This is a genomic window from Amycolatopsis thermalba (assembly GCF_003385215.1).
Lineage (GTDB): Bacteria > Actinomycetota > Actinomycetes > Mycobacteriales > Pseudonocardiaceae > Amycolatopsis_E > Amycolatopsis_E thermalba.
Window position 1 is genome coordinate 1 of sequence record NZ_PQHW01000044.1, and the last position, 24731, is coordinate 24731.

General features: G+C 71.5%; 23 protein-coding genes. 14 read left to right on the forward strand and 9 right to left on the reverse strand.

Annotation, left to right across the window (positions count from 1 at the left end):
- Positions 1-159: 159 nt before the first annotated feature.
- Positions 160-1773 carry a coiled-coil domain-containing protein gene (locus D0D15_RS18620; RefSeq protein WP_094004670.1) on the reverse strand — a complete coding sequence of 538 codons (1614 nt, stop codon included), beginning with the start codon at positions 1771-1773 and terminating at the stop codon, positions 160-162.
- Positions 1774-1832: 59 nt separating this feature from the next.
- The gene (locus tag D0D15_RS18625; RefSeq protein ID WP_094004763.1) at positions 1833-3827 is read right to left on the reverse strand and encodes an SDR family oxidoreductase; all 1995 of its coding nucleotides are present in this window, start codon (positions 3825-3827) and stop codon (positions 1833-1835) included.
- 189 nt (positions 3828-4016) lie between these two features.
- Between D0D15_RS18625 and D0D15_RS18630 the strand changes: the two genes are divergently transcribed.
- On the forward strand, positions 4017-4853 hold the full coding sequence (locus D0D15_RS18630) for a Bax inhibitor-1/YccA family protein (RefSeq protein ID WP_094004671.1): 837 nt from the start codon (positions 4017-4019) through the stop codon (positions 4851-4853).
- 146 nt (positions 4854-4999) lie between these two features.
- Positions 5000-5803, forward strand: a complete 804-nt coding sequence (locus tag D0D15_RS18635; RefSeq protein ID WP_115944614.1) for an LppU/SCO3897 family protein — start codon at positions 5000-5002, stop codon at positions 5801-5803.
- A gap of 58 nt (positions 5804-5861) precedes the next feature.
- On the opposite strand, the gene D0D15_RS18640 is transcribed toward D0D15_RS18635, so the two are convergent.
- Positions 5862-7082: an acetyl-CoA C-acetyltransferase gene (locus D0D15_RS18640; RefSeq protein ID WP_094004673.1), complete on the reverse strand. Its 1221-nt coding sequence runs from the start codon at positions 7080-7082 to the stop codon at positions 5862-5864.
- Positions 7083-7395: 313 nt separating this feature from the next.
- On the opposite strand from D0D15_RS18640, the gene D0D15_RS18645 reads away from it, so the two are divergent.
- The 5 genes from D0D15_RS18645 to D0D15_RS18665 all read left to right on the forward strand — a co-directional run bounded on the left by D0D15_RS18645 (position 7396) and on the right by D0D15_RS18665 (position 12460).
- Positions 7396-8766, forward strand: coding sequence for a cystathionine beta-synthase (locus tag D0D15_RS18645; protein WP_094004674.1), 1371 nt, complete (start codon positions 7396-7398; stop codon positions 8764-8766).
- Positions 8767-8894: 128 nt separating this feature from the next.
- The gene (locus D0D15_RS18650; RefSeq protein WP_233157168.1) at positions 8895-10244 is read left to right on the forward strand and encodes a hypothetical protein; all 1350 of its coding nucleotides are present in this window, start codon (positions 8895-8897) and stop codon (positions 10242-10244) included.
- Between the two features lie 129 nt (positions 10245-10373).
- Positions 10374-10838 carry a hypothetical protein gene (locus D0D15_RS18655; protein WP_094004676.1) on the forward strand — a complete coding sequence of 155 codons (465 nt, stop codon included), beginning with the start codon at positions 10374-10376 and terminating at the stop codon, positions 10836-10838.
- 2 nt (positions 10839-10840) lie between these two features.
- On the forward strand, positions 10841-11293 hold the full coding sequence (locus D0D15_RS18660; RefSeq protein ID WP_233157169.1) for a hypothetical protein: 453 nt from the start codon (positions 10841-10843) through the stop codon (positions 11291-11293).
- Between the two features lie 9 nt (positions 11294-11302).
- Positions 11303-12460, forward strand: coding sequence for a cystathionine gamma-synthase (locus D0D15_RS18665; protein WP_094004678.1), 1158 nt, complete (start codon positions 11303-11305; stop codon positions 12458-12460).
- 38 nt (positions 12461-12498) lie between these two features.
- On the opposite strand, the gene D0D15_RS18670 is transcribed toward D0D15_RS18665, so the two are convergent.
- Positions 12499-12780, reverse strand: a complete 282-nt coding sequence (locus D0D15_RS18670; RefSeq protein ID WP_094004679.1) for a hypothetical protein — start codon at positions 12778-12780, stop codon at positions 12499-12501.
- Between the two features lie 77 nt (positions 12781-12857).
- On the opposite strand from D0D15_RS18670, the gene ilvA reads away from it, so the two are divergent.
- Entirely contained in the window at positions 12858-14063 is a 1206-nt protein-coding gene (gene ilvA, locus D0D15_RS18675) for a threonine ammonia-lyase (RefSeq protein ID WP_094004680.1), read from the forward strand.
- On the opposite strand, the gene hppD is transcribed toward ilvA, so the two are convergent.
- Complete coding sequence (gene hppD / locus D0D15_RS18680) at positions 14060-15223, reverse strand: 4-hydroxyphenylpyruvate dioxygenase (protein WP_094004681.1); 1164 nt, start codon at positions 15221-15223, stop codon at positions 14060-14062. The genes ilvA and hppD overlap by 4 nt on opposite strands.
- Positions 15224-15304: 81 nt before the next feature.
- Here hppD and D0D15_RS18685 point away from each other — a divergent pair, with 81 nt between their 5' ends.
- Positions 15305-15817 carry an Lrp/AsnC family transcriptional regulator gene (locus D0D15_RS18685; protein ID WP_094004682.1) on the forward strand — a complete coding sequence of 171 codons (513 nt, stop codon included), beginning with the start codon at positions 15305-15307 and terminating at the stop codon, positions 15815-15817.
- On the opposite strand, the gene D0D15_RS18690 is transcribed toward D0D15_RS18685, so the two are convergent.
- From D0D15_RS18690 to D0D15_RS18700, 3 genes are all read right to left on the reverse strand, one after another.
- Positions 15796-16587 carry an MBL fold metallo-hydrolase gene (locus D0D15_RS18690; RefSeq protein ID WP_094004683.1) on the reverse strand — a complete coding sequence of 264 codons (792 nt, stop codon included), beginning with the start codon at positions 16585-16587 and terminating at the stop codon, positions 15796-15798. The genes D0D15_RS18685 and D0D15_RS18690 overlap by 22 nt on opposite strands.
- Before the next feature lie 320 nt (positions 16588-16907).
- A complete protein-coding gene (gene greA / locus D0D15_RS18695) occupies positions 16908-17405 on the reverse strand; it encodes a transcription elongation factor GreA (RefSeq protein ID WP_094004764.1) in 498 nt (165 codons plus the stop codon).
- Between the two features lie 189 nt (positions 17406-17594).
- Positions 17595-18020, reverse strand: coding sequence for a DUF4307 domain-containing protein (locus tag D0D15_RS18700; RefSeq protein WP_094004684.1), 426 nt, complete (start codon positions 18018-18020; stop codon positions 17595-17597).
- A gap of 101 nt (positions 18021-18121) precedes the next feature.
- Between D0D15_RS18700 and mca the strand changes: the two genes are divergently transcribed.
- Together mca and D0D15_RS18710 are read left to right on the forward strand one after the other, a co-directional pair.
- On the forward strand, positions 18122-19033 hold the full coding sequence (gene mca / locus D0D15_RS18705) for a mycothiol conjugate amidase Mca (protein WP_094004685.1): 912 nt from the start codon (positions 18122-18124) through the stop codon (positions 19031-19033).
- Entirely contained in the window at positions 19030-19347 is a 318-nt protein-coding gene (locus D0D15_RS18710; protein ID WP_094004686.1) for a hypothetical protein, read from the forward strand. Before mca ends, D0D15_RS18710 begins: the two co-directional genes overlap by 4 nt.
- Here the strand turns inward: D0D15_RS18710 and D0D15_RS18715 are convergent.
- Entirely contained in the window at positions 19344-19940 is a 597-nt protein-coding gene (locus D0D15_RS18715) for a TetR/AcrR family transcriptional regulator (protein WP_094004687.1), read from the reverse strand. The two genes, D0D15_RS18710 and D0D15_RS18715, sit on opposite strands and share 4 nt — an antisense overlap.
- A gap of 77 nt (positions 19941-20017) precedes the next feature.
- On the opposite strand from D0D15_RS18715, the gene D0D15_RS18720 reads away from it, so the two are divergent.
- The 3 genes from D0D15_RS18720 to D0D15_RS18730 all read left to right on the forward strand — a co-directional run bounded on the left by D0D15_RS18720 (position 20018) and on the right by D0D15_RS18730 (position 24608).
- Complete coding sequence (locus D0D15_RS18720) at positions 20018-22048, forward strand: thioredoxin domain-containing protein (RefSeq protein ID WP_115944615.1); 2031 nt, start codon at positions 20018-20020, stop codon at positions 22046-22048.
- A gap of 61 nt (positions 22049-22109) precedes the next feature.
- Complete coding sequence (locus D0D15_RS18725; protein ID WP_094004689.1) at positions 22110-22676, forward strand: hypothetical protein; 567 nt, start codon at positions 22110-22112, stop codon at positions 22674-22676.
- A gap of 42 nt (positions 22677-22718) precedes the next feature.
- A complete protein-coding gene (locus D0D15_RS18730) occupies positions 22719-24608 on the forward strand; it encodes an acyl-CoA dehydrogenase family protein (protein ID WP_094004690.1) in 1890 nt (629 codons plus the stop codon).
- Positions 24609-24731: the final 123 nt, after the last annotated feature.

The window sequence follows — 24731 nt, forward strand, 5'->3', positions numbered from 1 at the left end:
GCGGGGGCCGGTCTGTTGCCGTGGCCGCAGGGGCTGGGCGGGTGCGGTTGCAGGGCCGGGCCGGCGCGGCCGCACGGGCACGTACGTTGCCGTGCCCGCCGCCGGATCGCGGCGGCGGTCCCAGGGCGCTCCGCTGGCGCGGAGCGCCCTGGGCGGCAGCTACTTCTTGCTCGACTGGGGCCGCTTCGTGAGCGGCTTGGGCGGCTGCTGCCCTTCCGGCTGCGCCGCGGGACCGGCCAGCGCCGCAGGCGGCTTGCCCGTCACGGGACGGGCGCCTCCGCCGGGCTTGGCTGTAGGGGCCGGCTTCGCGGGGGCGGGCTTTCCGGCCGCCGGGCCGGTCTTGCCGCTGCCCGTGGCAGGGCTGCCCTGGCCGCTCGTGGCGGAGCCGCCGCCCTGCCCGCTCGAACTCGGGCTGCTGCCCCGGCCCCGGCCGGCCGAGCCACCCTGGCCAGCTGCCGCCGGACCGCCTTGACCGCTGCCCGTGGCAGGGCTGCCCTGGCCGCTCGTGGCGGAGCCGCCGCCCTGCCCGCTCGAACTCGGGCTGCTGCCCCGGCCGTCCTGTCCACCAGCGGCCGGACCGCCCTGGCCATCCGCACCCGGTGCCACCTGCGGCCCGGAAGCGGGGCGACCAGCCGCGCCACCCGCAGCGGGCTTCGCGGCCGGGGTGGGCCTCGCTGCCGCGCCGCCGGCCGTGCCGGCCACACCGCTCCCGGCAGCGGGCTTCGCCGCCGCCGCGCTACCTGCTGCCGCGTTACCCGCCGCCGCGGGCCTTGCTGCCGCGCCGTCGCCCGACGGAGCCGGCGCCGGCCCCGGTCCCGGGGCGGGCTTCACCGCGGGCATCGTCTGCATTCCGTCGCCGCTGGGGGTCTCCGCCGGGCGGCTCAGGTCCACCACGGACTCCTCGCGCAGCGGCTCCAGCGCCGACTGGCTGCGGGCCAGCACCTCGTCGGTCTTGCGGAGCCGTCCGGCGACCTCCGTGCTGATCCGCGTCAGGTGTTCGACCAGCTGGCGCGCCTCGCGTTCGCGCTTCTCCGCCCGCGCGGTCGCTTCCTCGACCAGGCGGCGGGCCCTCGTGGTGGCCTCGTCGACCAGGCGCTTCGCCTCGGCCGTCGCCTCCGCGATGCGTCGCTCGGCCTGCTGCTTGCTCGCCGTCTGCTGGTCGGCGATGTGCTTCTCCAGCGCGGCCCGCTGCGAGGCCATCGACTGCTCGAAATCGTGCTGCACCGTCCGCCGCTTGCGCTCGGCCTCGATGTCCAGCTGCGTCCGCCGCCGCGCTGCCTCCGCCGTCAGCCGCTCGACCTCGGCCTTCGTCGCCTCCAGCGCGCGCTTGTGCTCGGCCTGCAGCGCCTGCCCGTGGGTGTCCAGCTCCGCCAGCAGGCTCTGGTACCGCTCACGCAACCTCCCGGACAGCTCGGTCGTCGCGCTCCAGTGCTCCTCCGCCGCGACCTGCGCCCGCGAAGTGATCTCCTCGGCCCGCATCTCCGCCAGCTCCACCGTGCGCTGCATGCGCTCGTCGAGGTCCTCGATCCGCTCCGGCGGCCGCTTCAGCTCCTCGACCCGGTTCCGCAGCCGCGCGATCTCCCCGCGCGCGCCCTCCAGCTCGCGCGACAGGTTGCCCACCTGGCTCATCGCGTTGTCGCGATCGGCCATCACCCGGCGCAGATTCGCCTCGACGTGATCCAGGTACTGCAGCACCTGCCCGCGGTCGAAGCCGTGCCACACCTGGTTGTACTCACGCCGCAACGGGAGCAGGCTGTCGCGCTCAGAGACCATGCGAAAACCGTACCCGCGCACAGCGTGTTAACACGGTCAGGCCACGCCCGGTGTGTCACTCACCAGTGGAAACCCCTGGTCAGCTTGACGAGCGCGTTCGCCGCGCGGGACAGGTGCCGCTCGCCCTTCCCGATGCGTAGCTCACCACTGCCGCCGGCCGCCGTGGAGTCCGGGAAGACGCGGTAACCCTCGTAGGCCACCGCGTCGACCAGCCCCGGCAGCAGCGTGTACGCCGCCTGGATCAGGTACCCCTCGGGGGTGCCGATGTGCTTGGGCCGGTTCTTCAGCGCCCGCACCACCATGTTCGCGGCCTGGTCCGGCGACTTCGTCGGGAACGCGTCGTAGATCTTCGTCGGCCGGATCATCGGCGTGCGCACCAGCGGCATGTGGATGGTCGTGAACGTGATGCCGTCGCCGTGGGTCTCGGTCGCCGCGATCTTGCTGAAGTAGTCCAGCGCGGCTTTTGACGCCACATAGGCGGAGAACCGCGGCGCGATGCCCTGCACGCCGATCGAGGACACGTTGACGACGTGCCCGAACTTCCGCTCGGCCATGTGCGGCAGCACCGCGAGGATCAGCCGGACCGCGCCGAAGTAGTTGATCGCCATCGCCCGCTCGTAGTCGTGGAAGCGGTCGTAGGACAGCTTGATCGAGCGGCGGATCGACCGGCCGGCGTTGTTGACCAGCATGTCGATGCGGCCGTGCTCGCTCAGCATCTGGTCGACGATCTTGCGCACGGCCTCTTCGTCGGTCAGGTCGGCCGGGTAGATCGAGGCGGATCCACCCGCGGCGATGATCTCGTCCCGGACCTCCGCCAGCTCCGGCTCGCGCCGCGCGACCAGCAGCGGGACACCGCCCTCGGCCGCCACCTTCAGCGCGGTCGCCCGCCCGATGCCCGACGACGCGCCGGTGATGATCACGCGACGGCCGTCCAGCTCACCGCGCGGCCCGTGCTTGCGGGCGCGGAACGGGTCGAGGTGCTCGCGCCAGTACCGCCACAGCGCGGGCGCGTAGTCCTCGATGCGCGGCACGTCGACTCCGCTGGCCGCCAGCTCCTTGCGGGTCGCGGCGGAGGCGAACACCGACGGGAACGACAGCGTGTCCAGCAGGACGGCCGGGATGCCCAGGCGCTCCAGGAACGCATCGCGGGTGATCGTGAACCCGGGCACGTGCTCGCCCAGCCGCGCCAGCTTCAGCAGGCCGCGGGACAGCCGCCGGTCCAGCTCGACGTTGATCGTCGGCGCACCGGCCGCGCGGGCGAAGGCGTTGTAGACGCACACCACCGACTGCGGTTCCGGGCTGACCAGGTGGAACGCGCGCCCGTCCAGCCCGGGCCGGACCACCAGCTCCAGCAGCGCCCTGGCGACGTAGTCGACCGGCACGATGTTCGTGTCACCCAGGTCCGGGCCGACGAGCGGCACGTTCGGCAGCGCGGCGAGCCTGCTGATCGCGGGGAACAGGTAGTAGGGGCCGTCGATCTTGTCCATCTCGCCGGTCTGCGAGTGGCCCACCACCACGGCGGGCCGGTACACCCGCCACGGCACCTCGGACTGCTGCCGCACCAGCCGCTCGGCCTCGAACTTCGTCCGGTGGTAGGGCGTGGGCAGGCGCTGGCCGGTGTCGAACATGTCCTCGGTGAACACGCCCTCGTGGTCGCCGGCCACGGCCACCGACGACACGTGGTGCAGGCAGCCCGCGTCGATTTCGGCGGCCAGGTCGAGCACGTGGCGGGTGCCGTCGACGTTGGCCTTGACGCTCGTCGCGTCGTCGGCGGTGAGGTCGTAGAGCGCGGCCAGGTGGACCAGACCGGCGACCCGCCCGCGCAGCTCGGCGCGCACGTCCTCGCCGACGCCCAGGCACTCGCGCCCGAGGTCGCCCTCGACCAGCGTGACCTTCTCCGGGTGCGGCCAGCCGTTGACCAGGTCGGTCAGCCGCTCCCGCGACTTCTCGCGGACCAGGAGGAACACCCGGTCCACGTCCTCCCTGGCGAGCAGCAGCGGGGTGAACTGACGTCCGATCAACCCGGTCGCACCCGTCACGAGATACCCGGTCATGTGCCTGCCCTCCGCGTCGTCGCCCGGCTGCATTGTGCGCCGGGCTGGCCGCCGTGACCACAGTCATAGTGCACGGGGTCCCCGAAACGATCAGCGGGCGCGAGTAAAGTCGCCTTTACTTGACGGGAACCGGCAGGGCGCTGCCGACGTTGAACCTGATGCAGGTGCCAGTAGATCCAGGAGGATCAGGTGCGATCCACAAGCAACCCAGCGTTCCGCAACTTGCCCACCGGCGGCGCGGGATACGGCTCCTACGGGCCGAACGTAGGCTTCAACCAGCCCCAGGGCATGCCCGGTTACGGGATGCCGTCGGGCCACGGCGCGCAGCAGGCGCCGGCGACCGAACGCCCCATGACCGTCGATGACGTCGTCATCAAGACCGGGATGAGCCTCGGTGTCGCCCTGATCACCGGTGTCCTCGCGGCGATCTGGGCCCAGAGCCAGGCCGACGCGAACGCGCTCGGCCCGGTCCTCGGGCTGATGCTCGGCGGCATGATCGTCGGCCTGGTGCTGTCGCTGATCATGATCTTCCGGCAGAAGCCGAGCGGCCCGATGACGCTGCTGTACTCGGCGGCCGAGGGTGTGTTCCTCGGTGCGATCACCGGGCTCTTCGAGATGCTCTACCCCGGCATCGCCCTGCAGGCGATCCTGGGCACCGCCGGTGTGTTCATCGGCATGCTGGTCGTCTACAAGACCGGCGCGGTCAAGGTGACGCCGAAGCTCACCAAGTGGATCATCGGCGCCCTCGTCGGCGTCATGATCCTGATGCTCGCCAACCTCGTGCTCGGCCTCTTCGGCGTGAACATGGGCCTGCGGGACGGTGGCGCGCTCGCCATCATCTTCAGCCTCGTGGTCATCGGCGTCGCGGCGTTCTGCCTGCTGCTCGACTTCGACGCGGCCGACCAGATGATTCGGGCGGGCATGCCGGCCAAGTGGGCGTGGTTCGCCGCGTTCGGCCTGATGACCACCCTGGTCTGGCTCTACCTGGAGATCCTGCGCTTGCTGTCGTACCTGCAGAACGACTAGTAGTTCGGCCCGCAGAAGGACACCCGGTGACCAACCGGGTGTCCTTTTGTTGTGTCGTCACCCTTTCGGTGGGCCGGTGATCGTTGTGTTGACTACGCAGTGTTGGATACGGGCACTACTGTCTCGTTTACATCTGTGAGGTTCGTGTGAGCGTCCCCCCACCGCCGGCTGCGCCTGGAGGGCAGCCGGCGCCGTTCGGCAACCAGCCGCCCGCCGGCAACCAGGGCGCTCCCGGCGCGTTCGGCACGCCGACCAGCGAGCCGGGCCAGCCGGGCCAGTCCGGTCAGTTCGGCCAGCCCGGCCAGTTCGGGCCGCCGCCCGGGCAGCCCGCGGGCGCCCCGCCGGCCTTCCCGCCGCCGGGACAGCCCGGACAGCCCGGCGCGTTCGGGCCGCCCCCGGGGCAGCCGTTCGGCCCGCCGCCCGGCCAGCCCGCCAAGAAGAAGCTGACCTGGCTCCGCTTCGTGATCCCGGCGGTGGTGATCGTGCTGGCGGTCGGTAGCTGGGTCGTGTCGCGTCAGTTCGGCGCGGCCGGCGCCGAGGTCGGCGACTGCCTGCACATCGAGAAGTTCGAGCGCGGTGAGAGCCCGGACCGCATCGACTGCTCGGACGACAGCGCCAACGTCAAGATCGCGGCCAAGCTCGACAGCCCGTCCGCGAGCTGCCCGACCACCGACTACGACGAGTACAGCGTCACCGGCCGCGGTTCGTACAAGCTCTGCCTGATGATCAACGCCCACGACGGTGACTGCTTCGCCAACGTGATGTCCGGCAGTGACGGCTACAAGCGGGTCCCGTGCACCGACCCGACGGCGGAGGTCGAGTTCGTCAAGGTCGTCACCGGCCAGGCCGACGAGGCCGTGTGCGAGGGCCTCGAGGTCGACGGCGCGCTGACCTACCCCGAGCCCGCCACCACGTTCTGCCTGGTGGCCAAGAACGGCGCCAGCGCCTGATCCACGCGCGAAAAGGGCCCGGCCGCACCTGCGACCGGGCCCTTTCTCGTGGCTGGGGTCAGCTGAGCCGCTCGATGACCATCGCCATGCCCTGGCCGCCGCCGACGCACATCGTCTCCAGGCCGAACTGCTTGTCGTGGTGCTGGAGCGAGTTGATGAGCGTCGAGGTGATGCGGGCGCCGGTCATGCCGAACGGGTGGCCCACGGCGATCGCGCCGCCGTTGACGTTCAGGCGCTCGATGTCGATGCCCAGGTCCTTGTAGGACGGGATGACCTGCGCGGCGAACGCCTCGTTGATCTCCACCAGGTCGATGTCGCCGATCGACATCCCGGCGCGGGCCAGCGCGCGCTGCGACGCCTCGACCGGGCCGTAGCCCATGATCTCCGGCGACAGGCCCGACACGCCGGTCGACACGACCCGCGCCAGCGGCGTGATGCCGAGCTGCTTCGCCTTGGTGTCGGACATGATCACCAGCGCGGCGGCGCCGTCGTTGAGCGGGCAGCAGTTGCCCGCGGTGACCCGGCCGTCCGGGCGGAACACCGGCTTCAGGCCGGACACGCCCTCGATCGTCACGCCGGCGCGCGGGCCGTCGTCCTTCGACACGACGGTGCCGTCGGGCAGGGTGACCGGCGTGATGTCCTTGGCCCAGAACCCGTCGGCGATGGCCTTCTCGGCCAGGTTCTGCGACCGCACGCCGAACTCGTCCATCTCCTCGCGGGAGACGTTCTTCAGGCGGGCGAGGTTCTCCGCGGTCTGGCCCATCGCGATGTAGACGTCGGGCAGCTCGCCGTTCTCCCGCGGGTCGGTCCAGGTTTCGCTGCCCTCGGCCGCGGTCTTCGCGGTGCGGGCCTCGGCGTCGGCGAAGATCGGGTTGTGCGTGTCGGGCCAGGAGTCCGAGCTGCCCTTGGCGAACCGCGACACCGTCTCCACCCCGGCGGAGATGAAGACGTCACCCTCGCCCGCCTTGATCGCGTGCAGCGCCATCCGGGTGGTCTGCAGGCTGGAGGAGCAGTAGCGGGTGATGGTGCAGCCGGGCAGGTGGTCGTAGCCGAGCTGGACCGCGACGGCGCGGCCCATGTTGAAGCCCGACTCGCCGCCGGGCAGGCCGCAGCCGAGCATGAGGTCGTCGATGTCCTTCGGGTCCAGCTGCGGCACCTTGTCCAGGGCGGCGCGGACCATCTGGACGGCCAGGTCGTCCGGCCGCATGCTCACCAGCGAGCCCTTCCCGGCGCGGCCGATCGGGGAACGCGCGGCGGAGACGATGACGGCTTCAGGCATGGCGGGACACTCCTTCGGGTCGGGCTAAGCGCGTGCTTACCTACATCCTGCCCCTTTCGCGCGCGCGGTCAAACCCCTACGCGACGACGGCCACGATGGCGCGCCCGCTTCACCCGGGTCCCGATGACCCGGGGAAGGTGGAAGTTGCCGGAGCACCTGCGCGCCCGGCCGTCGAGGACAGCACCGCCGCCGCGCGGCACTACAGCCCGGCCACCCCGCCCGGTGGCCTCGACGCCGTCCCGCCCTCACCCGACCGCGGGGCTAGCCCGCCACCCTCGACGTAGGTCACACCCGCGCAGCTAGCCTGGTCGGTGTGGACTACGTCGAGCACATCGTCGACCTCGTGGGCGACACCCCGCTGGTCAAGCTGAACTCCCTGACCGAGGGCCTGGCGCCGCTCGTGCTGGCGAAGGTGGAGTACTTCAACCCCGGCGGCAGCGTGAAGGACCGCATCGCGCTGCGGATGGTCGAGGCCGCCGAGGCGTCGGGCGAACTCCGGCCCGGCGGCACGATCGTCGAGCCGACCTCCGGCAACACCGGCGTCGGCCTCGCGATGGTCGCCCAGCGCAAGGGCTACAAGTGCGTCTTCGTCTGCCCGGACAAGGTGAGCGAGGACAAGCGCAACGTGCTCAAGGCCTACGGCGCCCGCGTCGTGGTGTGCCCGACCGCCGTCCCGCCCGAGCACCCGGACTCCTACTACTCCGTCTCCGACCGGCTGGTCTCCGAGATCGAGGGCGCCTGGAAGCCCAACCAGTACGCCAACAAGGAGAACCCGGCCAGCCACTACCACTCGACCGGCCCGGAGATCTGGCGGCAGACCGACGGCCGGATCACCCACTTCGTCGCGGGCGTCGGCACCGGCGGCACGATCTCCGGCACCGGCCGCTACCTCAAGGAAGCGTCCCAGGGCAAGGTCAAGGTCGTCGGCGCCGACCCGGAGGGCTCGGTCTACTCCGGCGGCACCGGACGCCCCTACCTGGTCGAAGGCGTCGGCGAGGACTTCTGGCCGGGCACCTACGACCGCGCCATCGCCGACGAGATCATCGCCATCTCCGACGCCGAATCCTTCGCGATCACGCGCCGCCTCGCGCTCGAGGAGGGCCTGCTGGTCGGCGGCTCGTGCGGCATGGCGGTCGCGGCCGCGCTCAAGCTCGCCGAGCGGCTCGGCCCGGACGACGTGATCGTGGTGCTGCTGCCCGACGGCGGCCGCGGCTACCTGGGCAAGGTCTTCAACGACCAGTGGATGGCCGGCTACGGCTTCCTGCCGCCGGACTCCTCCGGCGCCACCGTCGGCGACGTGCTGCGCGCGAAGACCGGATCGCTGCCCGACCTGGTCCACACCCACCCGAACGAGACGGTCGCCGAGGCCGTCGCGATCCTGTCCGAGTTCGACGTCAGCCAGATGCCGGTGGTCAGCGCCGAGCCGCCGGTGATGGCCGCCGAGGTCGTCGGCGCCGTCAACGAGCGGGAGCTGCTGGAGGCCCTGTTCACCGGGAAGGCCCAGCTCGCCGACCGCCTGGACAAGCACATGTCGCCGCCGCTGCCGACCATCGGCGCGAGCGAGGGCGTCGGGGCGGCCATGAAGGCGCTGTCCAACGCCGACGGCGCGCTCGTCCTGGTCGACGGCAAGCCGGCGGGCGTGCTGACCAGGCACGACCTGCTGAGCTACCTCGCCGGACGGTGATCCGGGTTTCATCGCGCGGAACCGTCGGGGCGTTACGAGCGTCTATGACCGGTATCCGATAGCGTGTGGCCCACCCAGATCAACGTGAATACGCACTGTCAGTCCTCTCGAGGGGGTTCAAGACCCACATGAGCGCTCCGCAGCCGCCGAACCAGCCGTGGGGTGGCGGTCAGCCGCCTCAGGGCCCGCCGAGCGGTCCCCAGCAACAGCCAGACAACCCGTTCGGCTCTTCGGAGCCCACCCAGGTCGTGCAGCCCGGCCAGTCGCAGCAGCCGTCCGAGGGCGGCGGTTCGTTCGGCGAGACGGCGGAGCCGACCCAGGTGGTCCAGCCGGGTGGCGACCCCAACGCCACGCAGAAGGTCGGCCCGGGTGATCAGCCGGGCGCGGAGTCCACGCAGCTGGTGCCCCCGGGCTCCCAGCCGCCGGCCATCCCGTACTCGCCGCCGCCGAGCGCCGCCGACAACCCCGGCGCCGTGAACCCCCAGCAGGGCTACGGGCAGCAGGGCTTCGGCCAGCAGCAGCAGCCCGGGTTCGGGCAGCAGCAGCCGGGCCCGTACGGCCAGCCGCCGCAGGGCTACGGCCCGCCGTCGGGTGGCTTCGGCCAGCCGCAGGGCTTCGGCGCGCCGGGCTACCCCCAGCAGGGCGGTGGCGCCGGTGGCAACAACCAGCTCTTCGGCTGGATCGCCGGTGGTCTCGCCGCGCTCCTCGGCCTGCTCGGCCTGATCTTCGCGCTGATCGACTTCGGTGATGTCTCCGACTACTCCGACGCCTACGACTCGATCAAGGACCAGGCGGACGAGTTCGGGCTGCCCAGCCCGGGCCTGCTCTGGTTCTACATGATCATGCTGGTGGTCGGTGGCCTCGCGGCGCTGGCCGGTGGCGTCCTGATCGCGCTGGCGAACAAGCTCAGCCCGGCGCTGAAGAAGATCGCCCCGATCCTGACGGCGGTCGGCGGTTTCCTGATGCTGCTGTTCGGCATCCTGATCCTCGCGGCGATGCCGGAGGGTGCCTCGGACCTCCCGGGCATCCCGGTCGCGCAACTGATCTTCGGCATCGTGGCGCTGGCGATCGGTGTCGCCGGCCTGGTCCCGGCGGCGAAGCAGTTCGTCGGTCTCGGCGACGGTGCCGGCCAGCAGGGCGGCCCGGGCGGCTTCGGCGGTCCCGGTGGCTTCGGTGGCCCCCAGAGCGGCGGTTTCCCGCAGCCGGGGCAGCAGCCCGGTCAGTTCGGCCAGCACCCCGGTCAGCCGCAGTACGGGCAGCCCGGTGGGCCGAACCCGCAGAGCGGTGGCTTCCCGCAGCCCGGCCAGTACGGCCAGCCCGGCCAGCAGCCCGGTTACGGGCAGCCCGGCCAGTACGGGCAGCAGCCCGGCTACGGCCAGCCCGGTCAGTACGGGCAGCAGCAGCCGGGTCCGTACGGCCAGCCGCCGCAGCAGCCCGGCCAGTACGGCCAGCCCGGTCAACCGCCGCAGCAGTGGTGACCGGCTGAACTCAGCAGGCGATGCCCCCGGCCCCGCGCCGGGGGCATCGTCTTTTTCCCAGTTGATTTCCGTGTGCTGGGAACGCCGCTAGGGTGAGCGCCGAAAACGTCCGATTTCCCCGGGAGCGCTGTGACGAGTCGAAACGGCCACGAGCCGCGCCCCAACGGGACCACCGCGATCCTCGCCGGCGTGGTCGGGCTGGTGCTGGCCGGCCTGCTGGGCTACCTGCCGCTGAAGTTCTTCGTCGACCACGGCTTCGCGGGCATGGACGGCAAGGTGCGCGGCGTCCTCGCCGTCTACTCGGCGGCCGCGCTGGTCCTGCTGGCCGGCGCGCTGACCACGTTCTTCCGCGCGGTCGCCGGCGCGGTGTTGCTGCTGGCCGGCGGGCTGCTCGCGGTCGCCGCGGTGATCTGCGAGCCGATCCTGCTCTACCCCGGCTACTTCGGGGACTTCTTCGCGGTCATGTTCCGCTTCGCGTCCGACGACGCGTTCGTGCGGGTCGGCGCGGTGGTCGGCGGGCCGCTCGTGTTCGTGCTCGCGGTGCTTCCGTGGACCTTCCGGTACCTGCGGCACCGCCCGGCTGGTAGTTGGTAGTGGTGACCTTTCCGTCCCAATCCGAAGCCACCACGTCCTCCCGCGGCGGCGGCACCGGCATCACCGCGGCCGTCCTGGCCCTGCTCGGCGGCCTGTTCCACCTGGTCGGCGTGGCCGGTGGCGCGGTGCTGCTCGCCGGCGACGGCGACCTCGGGCGCAGCCTGCTGACGTTCGCCACGCACCTGCTGCTCGCCGTCGCCCTCATCACCGGCGGGGTCGGGCTCGTGCTGGCCAAGGAGTTCGGCCGCGTCGCGACGATCATCGGCGCGGCCGCGGCCCTCGTCGTGTACCTGCTGGTGCTCGTGCTCGGCGCGTTCGGGGTGTACTTCCTCGGCCTCCTCGACGGCGACGTCCCGCTCGTCTACCTCGGCGTGCTGTGCGTGCCGGCGATCGGCACCCTGGTGCTGGCGTGCCTGCCGCCCACCGCGCGATGGGTGCGGCAGGGCTGGTCGTAGGCTGGGGAAATGACGCACGACCTTTCCCGCTCCGGCTTCGAGACGCGCGCCATCCACGCAGGTCAGGAGCCTGACCCGCGGACAGGTGCGGTCATCGTGCCCATCTACCAGACCTCCACCTACGCCCAGGACGGCGTCGGGGGCACCCGCGAGGGTGACTACGAGTACTCCCGCACCGCGAACCCGACGCGCACCGCGCTGGAGCAGGCCCTGGCCTCGCTCGAGGGCGCGCGGCACGGCCTGGCGTTCGCCTCCGGCATGGCCGCCACCGACGCGGTGCTGCGCACCGTGCTGCGGCCGGGCGACCACCTGGTCCTGGGCAACGACGCCTACGGCGGCACCTTCCGGCTGATCGACAAGGTGCTGAAGGTGTGGGGCGTCGAATACGGCGTCGCGGACCTGTCGAACGTGGACGAAGTGCGCGCCGCGGTCCGCCCGGAAACCAAGCTGATCTGGTGCGAGACGCCGTCCAACCCGCTGCTCGGCATCGCCGACCTCGCGGTGCTGGCCGAGATCGCCCACGGGGCCGGCGCCCGCCTCGTCGTGGACAACACCTTCGCCACGCCGTACCTGCAGACGCCGCTGGCCCTCGGCGCCGACATCGTCGTGCACTCGACCACCAAGTACCTGGGCGGGCACTCGGACGTCGTCGGCGGCGCGGTGCTGACCAACGAGGACGAGCTGCGCGAACAGCTGTTCTTCCTGCGCAACGCGGCGGGCGCGGTGCCCGGCCCGTTCGACGCGTGGCTGACCCTGCGCGGCCTCAAGACCCTCGCCGTGCGCATGGACCGGCACTGCGACAACGCGGAGCAGATCGCCGAGATGCTGTCGGCGCACCCGAAGGTCGCCGAGGTCTACTACCCGGGCCTGCCCGATCACGCCGGGCACGACATCGCGGCCAAGCAGATGCGCCGCTTCGGCGGCATGATCTCCTTCCGCCACACCGGCGGCAGGCAGGCCGCGCTGGACACCGCGGCGCGCACGCAGCTGTTCATCCTGGCCGAGTCGCTGGGCGGCATCGAGTCGCTGATCGAGCACCCGGGCCAGATGACCCACGCGAGCGTGGCCGGTTCGATGCTCCAGGTGCCCGACGACCTGCTGCGGCTGTCCGTGGGCATCGAGGACGTCCGCGACCTCAGCGACGACCTGCGCGCGGCGCTGGGCTGACGAGGCGGCGGGGGAGCGCTCCGGCGCTTCCCCGCCACTCAGGGCCGGTAGTTGTTCAGCTCGGCCGTCTTGGCGTCGGCCGGTGTGCTGCCGGCGCGGATCCCCGGCAGGTCGGAGCCGTCCACGCACCCGCCGACCAGCTCGACGTAGTTGTCGTGCCGGATGTACTGGGCCGGATCACCGCAGCCGGCCCGGTCGACGGTGTAGACCGCCGCGCCGGTGAGGGCCAGGGCGGAGGTGACGCCCGCGACCAACGGCAGCAGACCGGCCGCACGCGTGGCACGACGGACCCGTCCGCCCGTTTCGCTGCGCGCTGGCATGGCTACTCCCGATTCGCCGTACTGACCGGCTCCCAGGGTACCGAAACCCGTGAGGTGGGAGTGGCATGATCCGGGATATGGATCTGGTGGACGTCGAACGCATCCGCGAGGCGCGCAAGCTCCTCGAGGGCATCATCCGCGTGACGCCGATGGAGCACGCGCGTGACCTGGAGAAGGCGCACGGCGGCGCGGTCCACCTCAAGTGCGAGAACCTGCAGCGCACCGGCTCGTTCAAAATCCGTGGCGCCTACACGCGCCTGCACGGCCTGACGGCGGAGGAACGCGCCCGCGGCGTCGTGGCGGCCAGCGCGGGCAACCACGCACAGGGTGTCGCGCTCGCGGCGTCGCTGCTGGGCATCTCGTCGACCGTCTTCATGCCCACCCGCGCGCCGCTGCCCAAGCTGGCCGCGACTCGCGGCTACGGCGCGGACGTGCACCTGCACGGTGACGTCCTGGAGGAGTCCCTCGCGGAGGCGATCGCGTTCGCGGAGCGGACCGGGGCGGTGTTCATCCACCCCTTCGACCACGCGGACATCATCGCCGGGCAGGGCACCGTCGGGCTGGAAATCCTGGAGCAGGTGCCCGAGGCGGCCACGGTGCTGGTGCCCACCGGCGGCGGCGGGCTCGTCGCGGGGGTGGCGTGCGCGGTGAAGGCGTCCCGGCCGGATATCCGGGTCGTCGCGGTGCAGGCCGAGGACGCGGCGGCCTTCCCGCCGTCGCTCGCGGCCGGGGGACCGGTGCGGCTGCGGGAGATGCAGACGATGGCCGACGGGATCGCGGTCGGCCAGCCCGGCCCGGTGAGTTACGCGCACGTGGCCGCGAAGGTCGACGACGTACTCACGGTGTCGGAGGAGTCGCTGTCCCGCGCGGTGCTGCTGTGCCTGGAGCGGCGCAAGCTCGTGGTGGAGCCGGCGGGCGCGGCGGCGGTCGCGGCGCTGCTGCAGTACCCGGGCGAGTTCGCGGCGCCGGTGGTGGCCGTGGTGTCCGGCGGCAACGTGGATCCGTTGCTGCTGCTGCAGATCATCCAGCACGGCATGACGGCCGGCGGCCGCTACCTCGCGCTGCGGCTGCGCGTGCCGGACCGGCCCGGCTCGCTGGCGTCGGTGCTCACGCGGGTGCGGGACCTGGGCGCGAACGTCATCGACGTCGAGCACTCGCGGATCTCCGGCGCGCTGGCCCTCGGCGAGGTCGAGATCGAGCTCAACCTGGAGACCCGCGGCCCCGACCACTGCGAGCAGGTGCACGCCGAACTCCAGCGCGCCGGGTTCACCGTCGTCGGTTAGAGGTTGCCGCGGCGCTCCTGCTCGCGCTCGATGGCCTCGAACAGGGCCTTGAAGTTGCCCTTGCCGAAGCCGAGCGAGCCGTGCCGCTCGATCAGCTCGTAGAACACCGTGGGCCGGTCGCCGACGGGCTTGGTGAAGATCTGCAGCAGGTAGCCGTCCTCGTCGCGGTCCACCAGGATCCGGTGCTCCTTCAGCGTCTCGATCGGCACCCGTACCTCGCCGATCCGCGCCCGCAGCTCGGGGTCGTCGTAGTAGGAGTCCGGGGTGTCCAGGAACTCCACGCCGGCCGCGCGCATCGCGGTGACGGTGCCGACGATGTCGTTGGTGGCCAGCGCGATGTGCTGGCACCCGGCGCCGCCGTAGAACTCCAGGTACTCGTCGATCTGCGACTTCTTCTTCGCGATCGCCGGCTCGTTGAGCGGGAACTTCACCCGGTGGTTGCCGTTGGCGACGACCTTGCTCATCAGCGCCGAGTACTCGGTGGCGATGTCGTCGCCGACGAACTCCGCCATGTTCGTGAAGCCCATGACGCGGTGGTACCAGTCCACCCAGTAGTCCATCCTGCCCAGTTCGACGTTGCCGACGCAGTGGTCGACGGCCTGGAACAGCCGCTTCCGCCGCGGCGTCTCCCGCGCCTGGAAGCCGGGCAGGTACGGGCCGGTGTAGCGGGAGCGGTCGACGAGGCTGTGCCGGGTTTCGCCGTAGGTGGCGATCGCCGCCCGCCGCACGGTGCCGTGCTCGTCGGAGACGTCGTGCGGCTCCTCCAGGATGGTGGCGCCCTGGGCCCGCGCGTGCGCGACGCACTTGTCCACATCGGACACTTCGAGGGCCAGGTCCACGACGCCGTCACCGTGGCGGCGGTGGTGGTCCAGCAGCGGCGAATCGGGCCGCACGCCGCCGGTGATGACGAACCGCGCGGAGCCCGACTTCAGCACGAACGCCTTGTGGTCCGGCTGCCCGGTCTCCGGGCCGGCGTAGGCGACGAGCCGCATGCCGAACGCGTGCTGGTAGTACCACGCGGTCTGGGTGGCGTTGCCGGCGATGAACACGACGGCATCGAGGGACTTCACGGGGAACGGGTCGGCGGTCTCATCGTGCTCGACCAAACCGACGAGCTGGCGCAACTGGTCGTAGTCGACATCGTCGAGAGCGTTCGTCATGTCTGGCAGAATGCGTAGTTCGTCGCATCCTGGGCAACAGCCGCCAGTTTCACTGGACAATCTGCCCAGTGTCGACCCAGGATGATCTACCAAATCGGGCAATGTGACCAGGAGGACGCGGTGGACTCGCTCGACGCCCGGCTGTTGCTGCTGCTCACCGACTCGCCGCGGCTGAACGTGCTGGAGTGCGCGCGCCGGCTCGGGGTCGCGCGGGGCACCGTGCAGGCGCGCCTGGACCGGCTCACCGAACAGGGGATCCTCGGCGGTTTCCCGCCCGAGCTGAACCTCGCGGCGATGGGCTACGGGCTGACCGCGTTCGCGGTGCTGGAGATCGCGCAGGGCAGGCGCGCCGCGGTGTCGGAGGCGCTGGACGCGATCGAGGAGGTCTGCGAGGTGCACGCCACCACCGGGCAGGGCGACCTGTTCGTCCGGATGGTGGCGCGTGACCACGATGACCTGCAGCGGGTCATCGACGCCGTGGTCAACGTGCCGGGCGTGCGCCGGACCTCGACGTCGCTGGCCCTGTCGACGCCGGTGCCGCCGCGCGTCCGCCCGCTGCTGGAACGGCTCGCCTACGAGACGAACTCGAGGTAGCGCTTGGCCGAGCGCTGCACGACGTCGTACCCGTCCTGCCGCACGACGGCGTCCCACCAGGCGCCGTAGACGGCCTCGAACCGGTACCCGGCGAGGATCTCCGCGGCGCGGCGCACGACCGGCGGCCGCTCCGGGATCAGGTTCGGGTAGCTGTACATGAACGCGACGAACTTGCGGTCCGGGATCACCTGGACGATGTCGCCGGACAGCAGCGCGCCCCGGCCCCGCTCGCCGCCGGACCAGTGCAGGACCGTGCCGCCGGTGAAGTGCACGCCGAGGTTGACCAGGGTCAGGCCGTCGCCGACCGGCTTGGTCTGCCCGCTCCACAGTTCGATGCGGTCGTCGGGGCGGCCGATCCACTCACGGTCGCCCTCGTGCAGGTAGACCGGCACGTCGAAGGCGCGGGCCCACTCGACGCAGGTGGTGTAGTAGTGCGGGTGGCTGATCGCGATGCCGGTGATGCCGCCCCGAGCGGCGATGTGGTCGGCGATCGTGTCGTCGAGGTAGGCGGAGAGGTCCCAGAGGAAGTTGCCGCCGGGTGTTTCCACGAGCAGCGCCCGCTGGCCGATGCCGAACTTCGGGGTGCAGCCGATGCCGGTGATGCCTTCGCCCTCTTGCCTGATGAGGGCTTCGTGCTCGCTCCGGAGCGTGGCGAAGTCGGTCCACTGCTGGCCCGCCGGGGGAACGTACTGGCGCTCGTCCTCGCAGATGGGGCAGTCCGGGCGCGGGGCGGCGTACTGCATGCCGCAGGTCACGCAGATGGGGTTCATGTTCTGTGACGCTACGCGGTTTCCGAGGCGCCGGGCTGCGTCTCGCGAACGCACGCTTCGCGAGACTGAACGCAGAACTCACGCCACTGAACGTGGAACTCGCGGCACTGAACGTGGAACTCGCCGCACTGAACGTGGAACTCGCCGGTGCGACCGCGAGTCCCACACTCGGGCTCGCGAGTCCCGCGTTCGCGGGCGCGAGTTCCACCTTCCCGGTCGCGAGTTCTGCGCTCGTGGCATGCGGCTGTCCACACAGCGGAGCGGCTGCTCCGGGCGATGCTCCCGCCCGGAGCAGCCGCTCCGAAAGAAGTGTGGGGGGCTCAGCCGGTGTAGGGCACGGCCTTGATCAGCGTCACCTTCTGCGTGCTGCCGTTGGGCAGCTCGTACTCGCGCGACTCGCCTTCCTTGGCGCCCAGCAGGGCCTTGCCCAGGGGCGACTCGGGCGAGTACACGTCGAGTTCGCCTTCGGCGCCCTCTTCGCGCGTGGCGAGCAGGAACTTCTCCTCGTCGTCGTCACCTTCGTAACGCACGGTGAGGACCTTGCCCGGCTCGGCGACCCCGTCGTTCTTGGGGGCCTCGCCGACCTTCGCCGACCGCAGGAGTTCCTGCAGGTGGCGGATGCGGGCTTCCTGCTGGCCCTGCTCCTCACGGGCGGCGTGGTAGCCGCCGTTCTCCCGGAGGTCGCCTTCTTCGCGGCTGGCGTTGATCTTCGCAGCGATGACCGGACGATTCTCGATCAGCTCGTCGAGCTCGTGCTTGAGCCTGTCGTAGGCTTCCTGGGTCAGCCAGGTCACCTGGGTGTCGCTCACGGCCACCATCTCCTCGTCGTGCCTGCCGGACATGGGTGTTCATGCCGGCAGCCGCACTCGACCGAGTGCGGCTGGATAAAGGAAAAACACGGCCCGTTCGGGCCGTGCCGGTAGATCAGGGTACCACGGCAGGGCAGGTCAGCGCCGGTCCCCACCGCGGAAACCGGGCATTCGGCGCGTCATTCACCCCGTTGGCCGCTAACTCCTTGACAAATACTCCGGAACATCGTAAGAGCAGCCGTACACGTCGGCGGTGACCGGCCGGTCGATGCTCTTGACCACCACGTCGACCCGGCTGTCGCCCGGCGGGATGTAGACCTCCCGCCGCCCGCTCTCCGCGCCGCTGAGGTCCCGCGTCCGCACGATGCACACGCCCGGGCGGTCCGGCTCGTCGCGCGTCACGTTGAGTGAGATCGTCATCGCGTTCCCCGGCAGCTCCTCGAACGTGACCCGTTCCGCACTGATGGGCGCGGCACCCAGGTTCACGTACCCGAGCCACGCGACGGCGCAGCTCACGACCAGCGCGATCCCGGTGAAGACCCACACGCGCCACCGGCGGGCCGGCCTGCGGGGCCGCCCGTAGCGGCCTTCCGGCAGCGACGGCGGGGCGCTGGCGGTGCTCAAGCCGGGCCTCCGATCGAACTTGTCGTACCCCCGGGGACAATGGAGGCAACCGCAGTATCTCTCCGGGGCGGAATAGGGATTCAGAAGGGGTCGTTGGACGCATGGTGGGTTCTGACGAGCTGATGTCCGGAACGGGATCGCGCCTGCGTCTCATGGCGGTGCACGCCCATCCCGACGACGAGTCGAGCAAGGGCGCGGCCACGATGGCGAAGTACGTCGCCGAGGGCGCCGAGGTCATGGTCGTGACCTGCACCGGGGGCGAGGCCGGGAGCATCCTCAACCCGGCGATGGACAGCCCCGAGGTGCTGGCCAACATGTCCGCCATCCGCCGCGAGGAGATGGCCAAGGCCGCCAAGATCCTCGGCATCCAGCACCGCTGGCTGGGCTTCGTGGACTCCGGCCTGCCCGAGGGCGCCCCGCTGCCCCCGCTGCCGGAGGGCTGCTTCGCGCTCACCCCGCTCGAGGAGCCGGTGCGCGAGCTGGTCAAGGTCATGCGCGAGTTCCGCCCGCACGTCGTGCTGACCTACGACGAGAACGGCGGCTACCCGCACCCCGACCACATCCGCACGCACGAGGTCTCCATGGCGGCCTTCGACGCCGCGGCCGAGCCGGACCGGTTCCCCGAGGCGGGCGAGCCGTGGCAGGCGCTGAAGCTGTACTACATGCACGGCTTCTCCCGCGCCCGCATGCAGGCCTTCCACGACGCCCTCGTCGAGGCCGGCCTGGAGTCGCCGTACGCGGAGTGGCTGGGCAAGTGGGACCCGGACCGCCCCGACGTGATGGAGCGGGTCACCACGCGCATCGAGTGCGCCGACTACTTCGAGGTCCGCGACGAGGCGCTGAAGGCGCACGCCACGCAGATCGACCCGAACAGCCGCTGGTTCTTCGTGCCGCTGGAGATGCAGCGCCGGGTGTGGCCGACCGAGGAGTACGAGCTGGTCCGCTCGCTGGTGGACAGCACGCTGCCCGAGGACGACCTGTTCGCGGGCGTCCGTGAGAAGGTGAACACATGAGTCTCTTGTTGCCGGTGACGGCGCCGGTCGCCACGACCGCCCTCGTCCTCGCGCAGCAGCCGGGCAACGGCGACAACGGCGGCCAGGGCGAGGACTTCGGCAAGTCCTCGCCGCTGGGTTTCCTGATCCTCCTGCTGTTCCTCATCGCCGTCGCCCTGCTGGTGCGCTCGATGACCAAGCACCTCAAGCGCGTGCCGGCCAGCTTCGACCCGGAGGAGAAGGCCGAGAGCGCCGACGCCCCCGAGCCGGAGGAGAAGGCCACGAAGACGGCTGACGAACCGGTCAAGCAGCCGCAGCAGAGCGAAAGCAGTTAGCGGCCCGGCTCCGATCCGCCCGGAGTGTCGGCGAGCCGGCTGACCAGGAGGTCGACCCGCTCCTCCTGGAAGTCCCTGGGAATGCGGCCGCTGTCCGACAGCGCCGCGATGCCGTGCAGCGCGCTCCAGACGACCTCGGCGGACAGTTCGCGCCGGGGGGTGTCCGGGCGGAAACAGCGGACGAACTCGTCGAAGCCGGCGCGCAGCTGGGGCGGCGTCTCGGCGTGCGCGAACCTCACATCCGTCGGCATCACGAACATGGCCTGGTAGAGAGCGGGCCGCTCGGTGGCGAACTCCAGGTAGGCGCGGCTCACCGCGTGCAGGGCCTGTGGTGGCTCGGGGCTGGCCAGCCGGGCGCGGCGCAGGTGGGCGGCCAGTTCGGCGAACCCGTCGATCGCGACGGCGCGCACGATGGCGTCCTTGCCGCTGAAGTGGCTGTAGAGCACGGGCTGGCTGTATTCGACGCGCTCGGCGAGCCGCCGCGTCGTCACCGCCTCCCAGCCTTCGGTTTCCGCGAGTTCCCGGGCGGCCGTGATGATCAACTGATGGCGTTGGGCGCGTTCACGTTCACGGCGCTCCTTGATGGCGGACATGACGTGATCCTAGCAATGCTAGACAACTAGCGCTGCTAGGAACTGTGGTGCCGCGGACACCGTGACACCCTGGGGTCATGGCCAACCGACTCGCCACCGCGACCAGCCCCTACCTGCTGCAGCACGCCGAGAACCCGGTCGACTGGTGGCCCTGGAGCGCCGAGGCGCTCGCCGAGGCCAGGCGCCGGGACGTGCCGATCCTGCTCTCCATCGGCTACGCCGCGTGCCACTGGTGCCACGTCATGGCCCACGAGTCCTTCGAGGACGCCGAGACCGCGCGCCTGATGAACGAGCACTTCGTCAACATCAAGGTCGACCGCGAGGAGCGTCCGGACCTCGACGCGGTCTACATGACCGCGACCCAGGCGATGACCGGCCAGGGCGGCTGGCCGATGACCTGCTTCCTCACCCCGGACGGCGAACCGTTCCACTGCGGCACCTACTACCCGCCGCAGCCGCGCCCGGGCATGCCGTCGTTCCAGCACCTCCTCGTCGCCGTCGCGCAGGCCTGGCAGGACCGTCGGGACGAGCTGCGCGAGGGCGCCGGGAAGATCGTCGAGCACCTCGCCGGTCAGCTCGGGCCGCTGCCGCCCGCCCCGGTCGACGCGGGCGTGCTCGACGCCGCCTTGCTGAAGCTGAGCGGGGAGGCCGACCGCGAGCGCGGCGGTTTCGGTGGCGCGCCGAAGTTCCCGCCGTCGATGGTGCTGGAGTTCCTGCTGCGCCACCACGAACGCACCGGATCCGCCGCCGCGCTGTCCTTGGTGGAGTCCTGCGCCGGGCCGATGGCGCGCGGTGGCATCCACGACCAGCTCGCCGGCGGCTTCGCCCGCTACTCGGTCGACGCGTCCTGGATCGTCCCGCACTTCGAGAAGATGTTGTACGACAACGCCTTGCTGCTGCGCGTCTACGCGCACCTGGCCCGGCGCACCGGTTCGGCGTACGCGGCGGAGGTCGCGCGGATGACCGGCGGATTCCTGCTCGGCCGGCTGCGCACGGCCGAAGGCGGGTTCGCCGCCTCGCTCGACGCGGACACCCTCGGCGAGGAAGGCCTGACCTACGTCTGGACGCCCGCGCAGCTGCGTGAGGTGCTCGGCGACGACGACGGCGCGTGGGCCGCGGAACTGTTCTCCGTGACCGAATCGGGCACATTCGAGCACGGCACCTCGGTCCTGCGGCTGCTGCGCGATCCGGACGATCGGGAGCGCTTCGAGCGGGTCCGGGCCGCGCTGCTGGCCGCGCGTGACGAGCGGCCGCAGCCGGGCCGGGACGACAAGGTGATCGCCGCCTGGAACGGGCTCGCGATCACCGCGCTGTGCGAGGCGGGCGTGGCCCTCGACGAGCCGCACTGGGTGTCCGCGGCGCAGCAGGCCGCGTCCGCGGTGCTCGGGATCCACCTCCGCGACAACCGCCTGCGCCGCAGCTCCCGGGACGGGACCGCCGGTGACGCGGCCGGGGTGCTGGAGGACTACGGCTGCCTGGCCGAGGGCCTGCTGGCCCTGCACCAGGCGACCGGGGACCCGCGCCGGCTCACCGAGGCGACGAACCTGCTGGACATCGCGCTGGGCAACTTCGCCGTCGCGGACACCCCGGGCGCCTACCACGACACCGCCGACGACGCCGAGGTCCTCGTGCACCGCCCCGCGGATCCGACGGACAACGCGAGCCCGTCCGGCGCCTCCGCGCTGGCGAACGCGCTGGTCACCGCCTCGGTGCTGGTCGGGACGGACCGCGCGGCCCGCTACCGGACCGCCGCCGAGGAGGCGATCCGCCGGGCCGGGCAGCTCATCGCCAAGGCACCCCGTTTCGCCGGGCACTGGCTCACCGCGGCCGAGGCGCTGCTGGCCGGGCCGGTCCAGGTCGCGATCGCCGGGCCGGACTCGACCGAGCGCGACCTGTTGCGCTCGGTGGCCGCCCGGCGCGCCCACGGCGGCGCGGTCGTGCTGGCCGGCGAGCCGGACGCGGAGGGCGTGCGCCTGCCGGCGGACCGGCCGCTGGTGGCGGGCAAGGCGGCCGCCTACGTCTGCCGCGGTTACGTCTGCGACCGGCCCGTGACCAGCCCGGACGACCTGGTCGCCGTCTTGTCCGCCGGGAGTGAACACGGGGTCTGACGCGTCGATTCCGGCGTAGCGTGTGTTGCAACGTAATCATGTAATCGCGGAGGCGAGGACCATGCGCACACACGCACAGTGGGGACGAGGCTGGAAGGGCCGTGGGCAGGCCGAGGTGCCGCCTGCCGACGACGCGGCGGGCTGGTTCGCCGGACGGCTGCCGGACGGCTGGTTCACCGGCGCCCCGGACATCACGGTCGACCGCGAGGAGATCCTGGTCGTCGGCGAACTCCCGGCGCTGACCGACGAGTTCGCCGACGACGCCGCCCGCGCCGCCGCGGAATCCGGCCGCATCAGCCGGTTCCGCGAGGAGACCCGCGAGCAGCGCATCGAGATCGCGCGCCAGGCCGAGCACCGGTACCAGCGCAAGGTGTCCTGGGGCGCCCGGCTGGGCGGCACCGAAGAGTTGTTCACCACACAGTCGGTGCCGGTGATGACCCGCCTGCGCCAGCCCGAGCGGCTGGTTCTCGACACGCTCGTCGACGCGGGGGTCGCGCGGTCTCGTTCGGACGCCCTGGCCTGGGCTGTCCGGCTCGTCGGGCAGCACGCCGAGGACTGGCTCGGCGAGCTGCGCGAGGCCATGTCGAAGGTCGACGAACTGCGCCGCGAGGGGCCCGATCTCGGCTGAGCTCGTCATGCGGGGCCGCGGAAGTTACGCCAGAGTAGGAACATGAACCCCGATGCGTTGACCGCGGTACTGGATGGACAGTGGGCCCAGCTGCGCCGGGAGATTCGCGCGCAGTTCGCCGGGTACGACCTGGACGAGCCCTACGACCTGAGCACCGAGGAGTACCGGGCGTGGGTGCTGGAGCGCCTGCGCGAGCTGGCCAAGAGCGGCTGGCACCGGCTCGGCTTCTCCCGCGAGTACGGCGGCGGGGGCGACATCGGCGGTTCGGTCGTGTCGTTCGAGATGCTCGGCTACGGCGATCTGTCGCTGATGGTGAAGTCCGGCGTGCAGTGGGGCCTGTTCGGCGGCGCGATCCAGCTGCTCGGCACGGCGCCGCACCACGAGCGGTACCTGGCCCGGATCATGGACCTGGACCTGCTCGGCTGCTTCGCGATGACCGAGACCGGGCACGGCTCGGACGTGCAGAACCTGCGCACCACGGCGACCTACGACCCGGCCACCCGCGAGTTCGTCATCGACACCCCGGACGAGCAGGCGCGCAAGGACTACATCGGCAACGCCGCGCGGCACGGCCGGATGGCGGTGGTGTTCGCGCAGCTCGTCACCGGCGGGGAAAGCCGCGGCGTGCACGCGTTCGTGGTGCCGATCCGGGACGAGTCGGGCGCGCCGATGCCGGGTGTGGAGATCGGGGACGACGGCCGCAAGGCGGGGCTGAACGGCGTCGACAACGGGCGCCTGACGTTCCACTCCGTGCGGGTGCCGCGTGACGCGCTGCTCAACCGCTACGGCGACGTCACCGAGGACGGCACGTACACGAGCCCGATCGAAAGCGACAACCGCCGGTTCTTCACGATGCTGGGCACGTTGATCCGCGGCCGGATCAGCGTGGCGGGCGGCGCGATCCACGCCACCGAGCGGGCGCTGGCGATCGCGACCCGGTACGCGGACAAGCGCCGCCAGTTCGGCCGTCCCGGTGAGTCCGGGGAGACCCTGCTGCTGGATTACCGCGCGCACCAACGGAAACTGCTGCCTGCGATCGCGCGCACCTACGCGCTGCACTTCGCGCACGAGGAGCTGACCCGGGCGCTGCACGACATCCAGGGCACCGCCGACGCCGAGGAGCGGGCGCAGCGCGAGCTGGAGTCGCGCGCCGCCGGGATCAAGGCGATCGCGACCTGGCACGCGACCCGCAGCATCCAGATGGCGCGGGAAGCCTGTGGTGGCGCGGGATACCTGTCGGAGAACCTGCTGCCGGCGCTGAAGGCCGACACCGACGTGTTCACCACGTTCGAGGGCGACAACACGGTGCTGCTGCAGCTGGTCGCGAAGGGACTGCTGACCAGCTACCGCGACCACTTCGCCGATCTGAGCCCGCTGGCGACGGCCCGGTTCGTGGCCGAGCAGTTCGTCGGCGCGGTGATCGAGCGGACCGCGGCGCGCAAGGTGATCGAGCGGCTGGTGGACGCCGCGCCCGGCCGGGACGACGACGATGTGCTGTTCGACCGCGGCTGGCAGGTGAAGCTGTTCGAGGACCGCGAGCAGCACGTGCTGGAGGGCTGCGCGCGGCGGCTGCGCCGGGCCGCGGAGGCCGACCCGTTCGAGGTCTTCAACGACGCGCAGGACCACGTGCTGCGGGCGGCGCGGGTGCACGTCGAGCGGATCGTGCTGGAGGCGTTCGTCGCGGCCATCGACCGGTGCGCGGACGCGGAGGCGCGGGCGCTGCTGGAGCGGGTGTGCGACCTGTACGTGCTGTCGAACGTCGAAGAGGACCGCGCGTGGTTCCTGGAGCACGGCCGGCTGACCTCGGCGCGGGCGAAGGCCGTGGTCGCCGCGGTGAACGACCTGTGCGCCGAGCTGCGCCCCCACGCGCGGCTGCTGGTGGACGGCTTCGCGGTGCCGGAACCGTTCCTCCGCCCCGCGATGCTGCGTTAGGCCCGCTTCTTCTTGGCGGTGAGGTCGAGCCAGTGGAAGAGCCCGCCCTGCCGCGCGCCGAGGATCGCCTGGACCAACGGAACCGCGCCGAGCTGGATGCCGGCCACGAGGCAGACCAGTTGT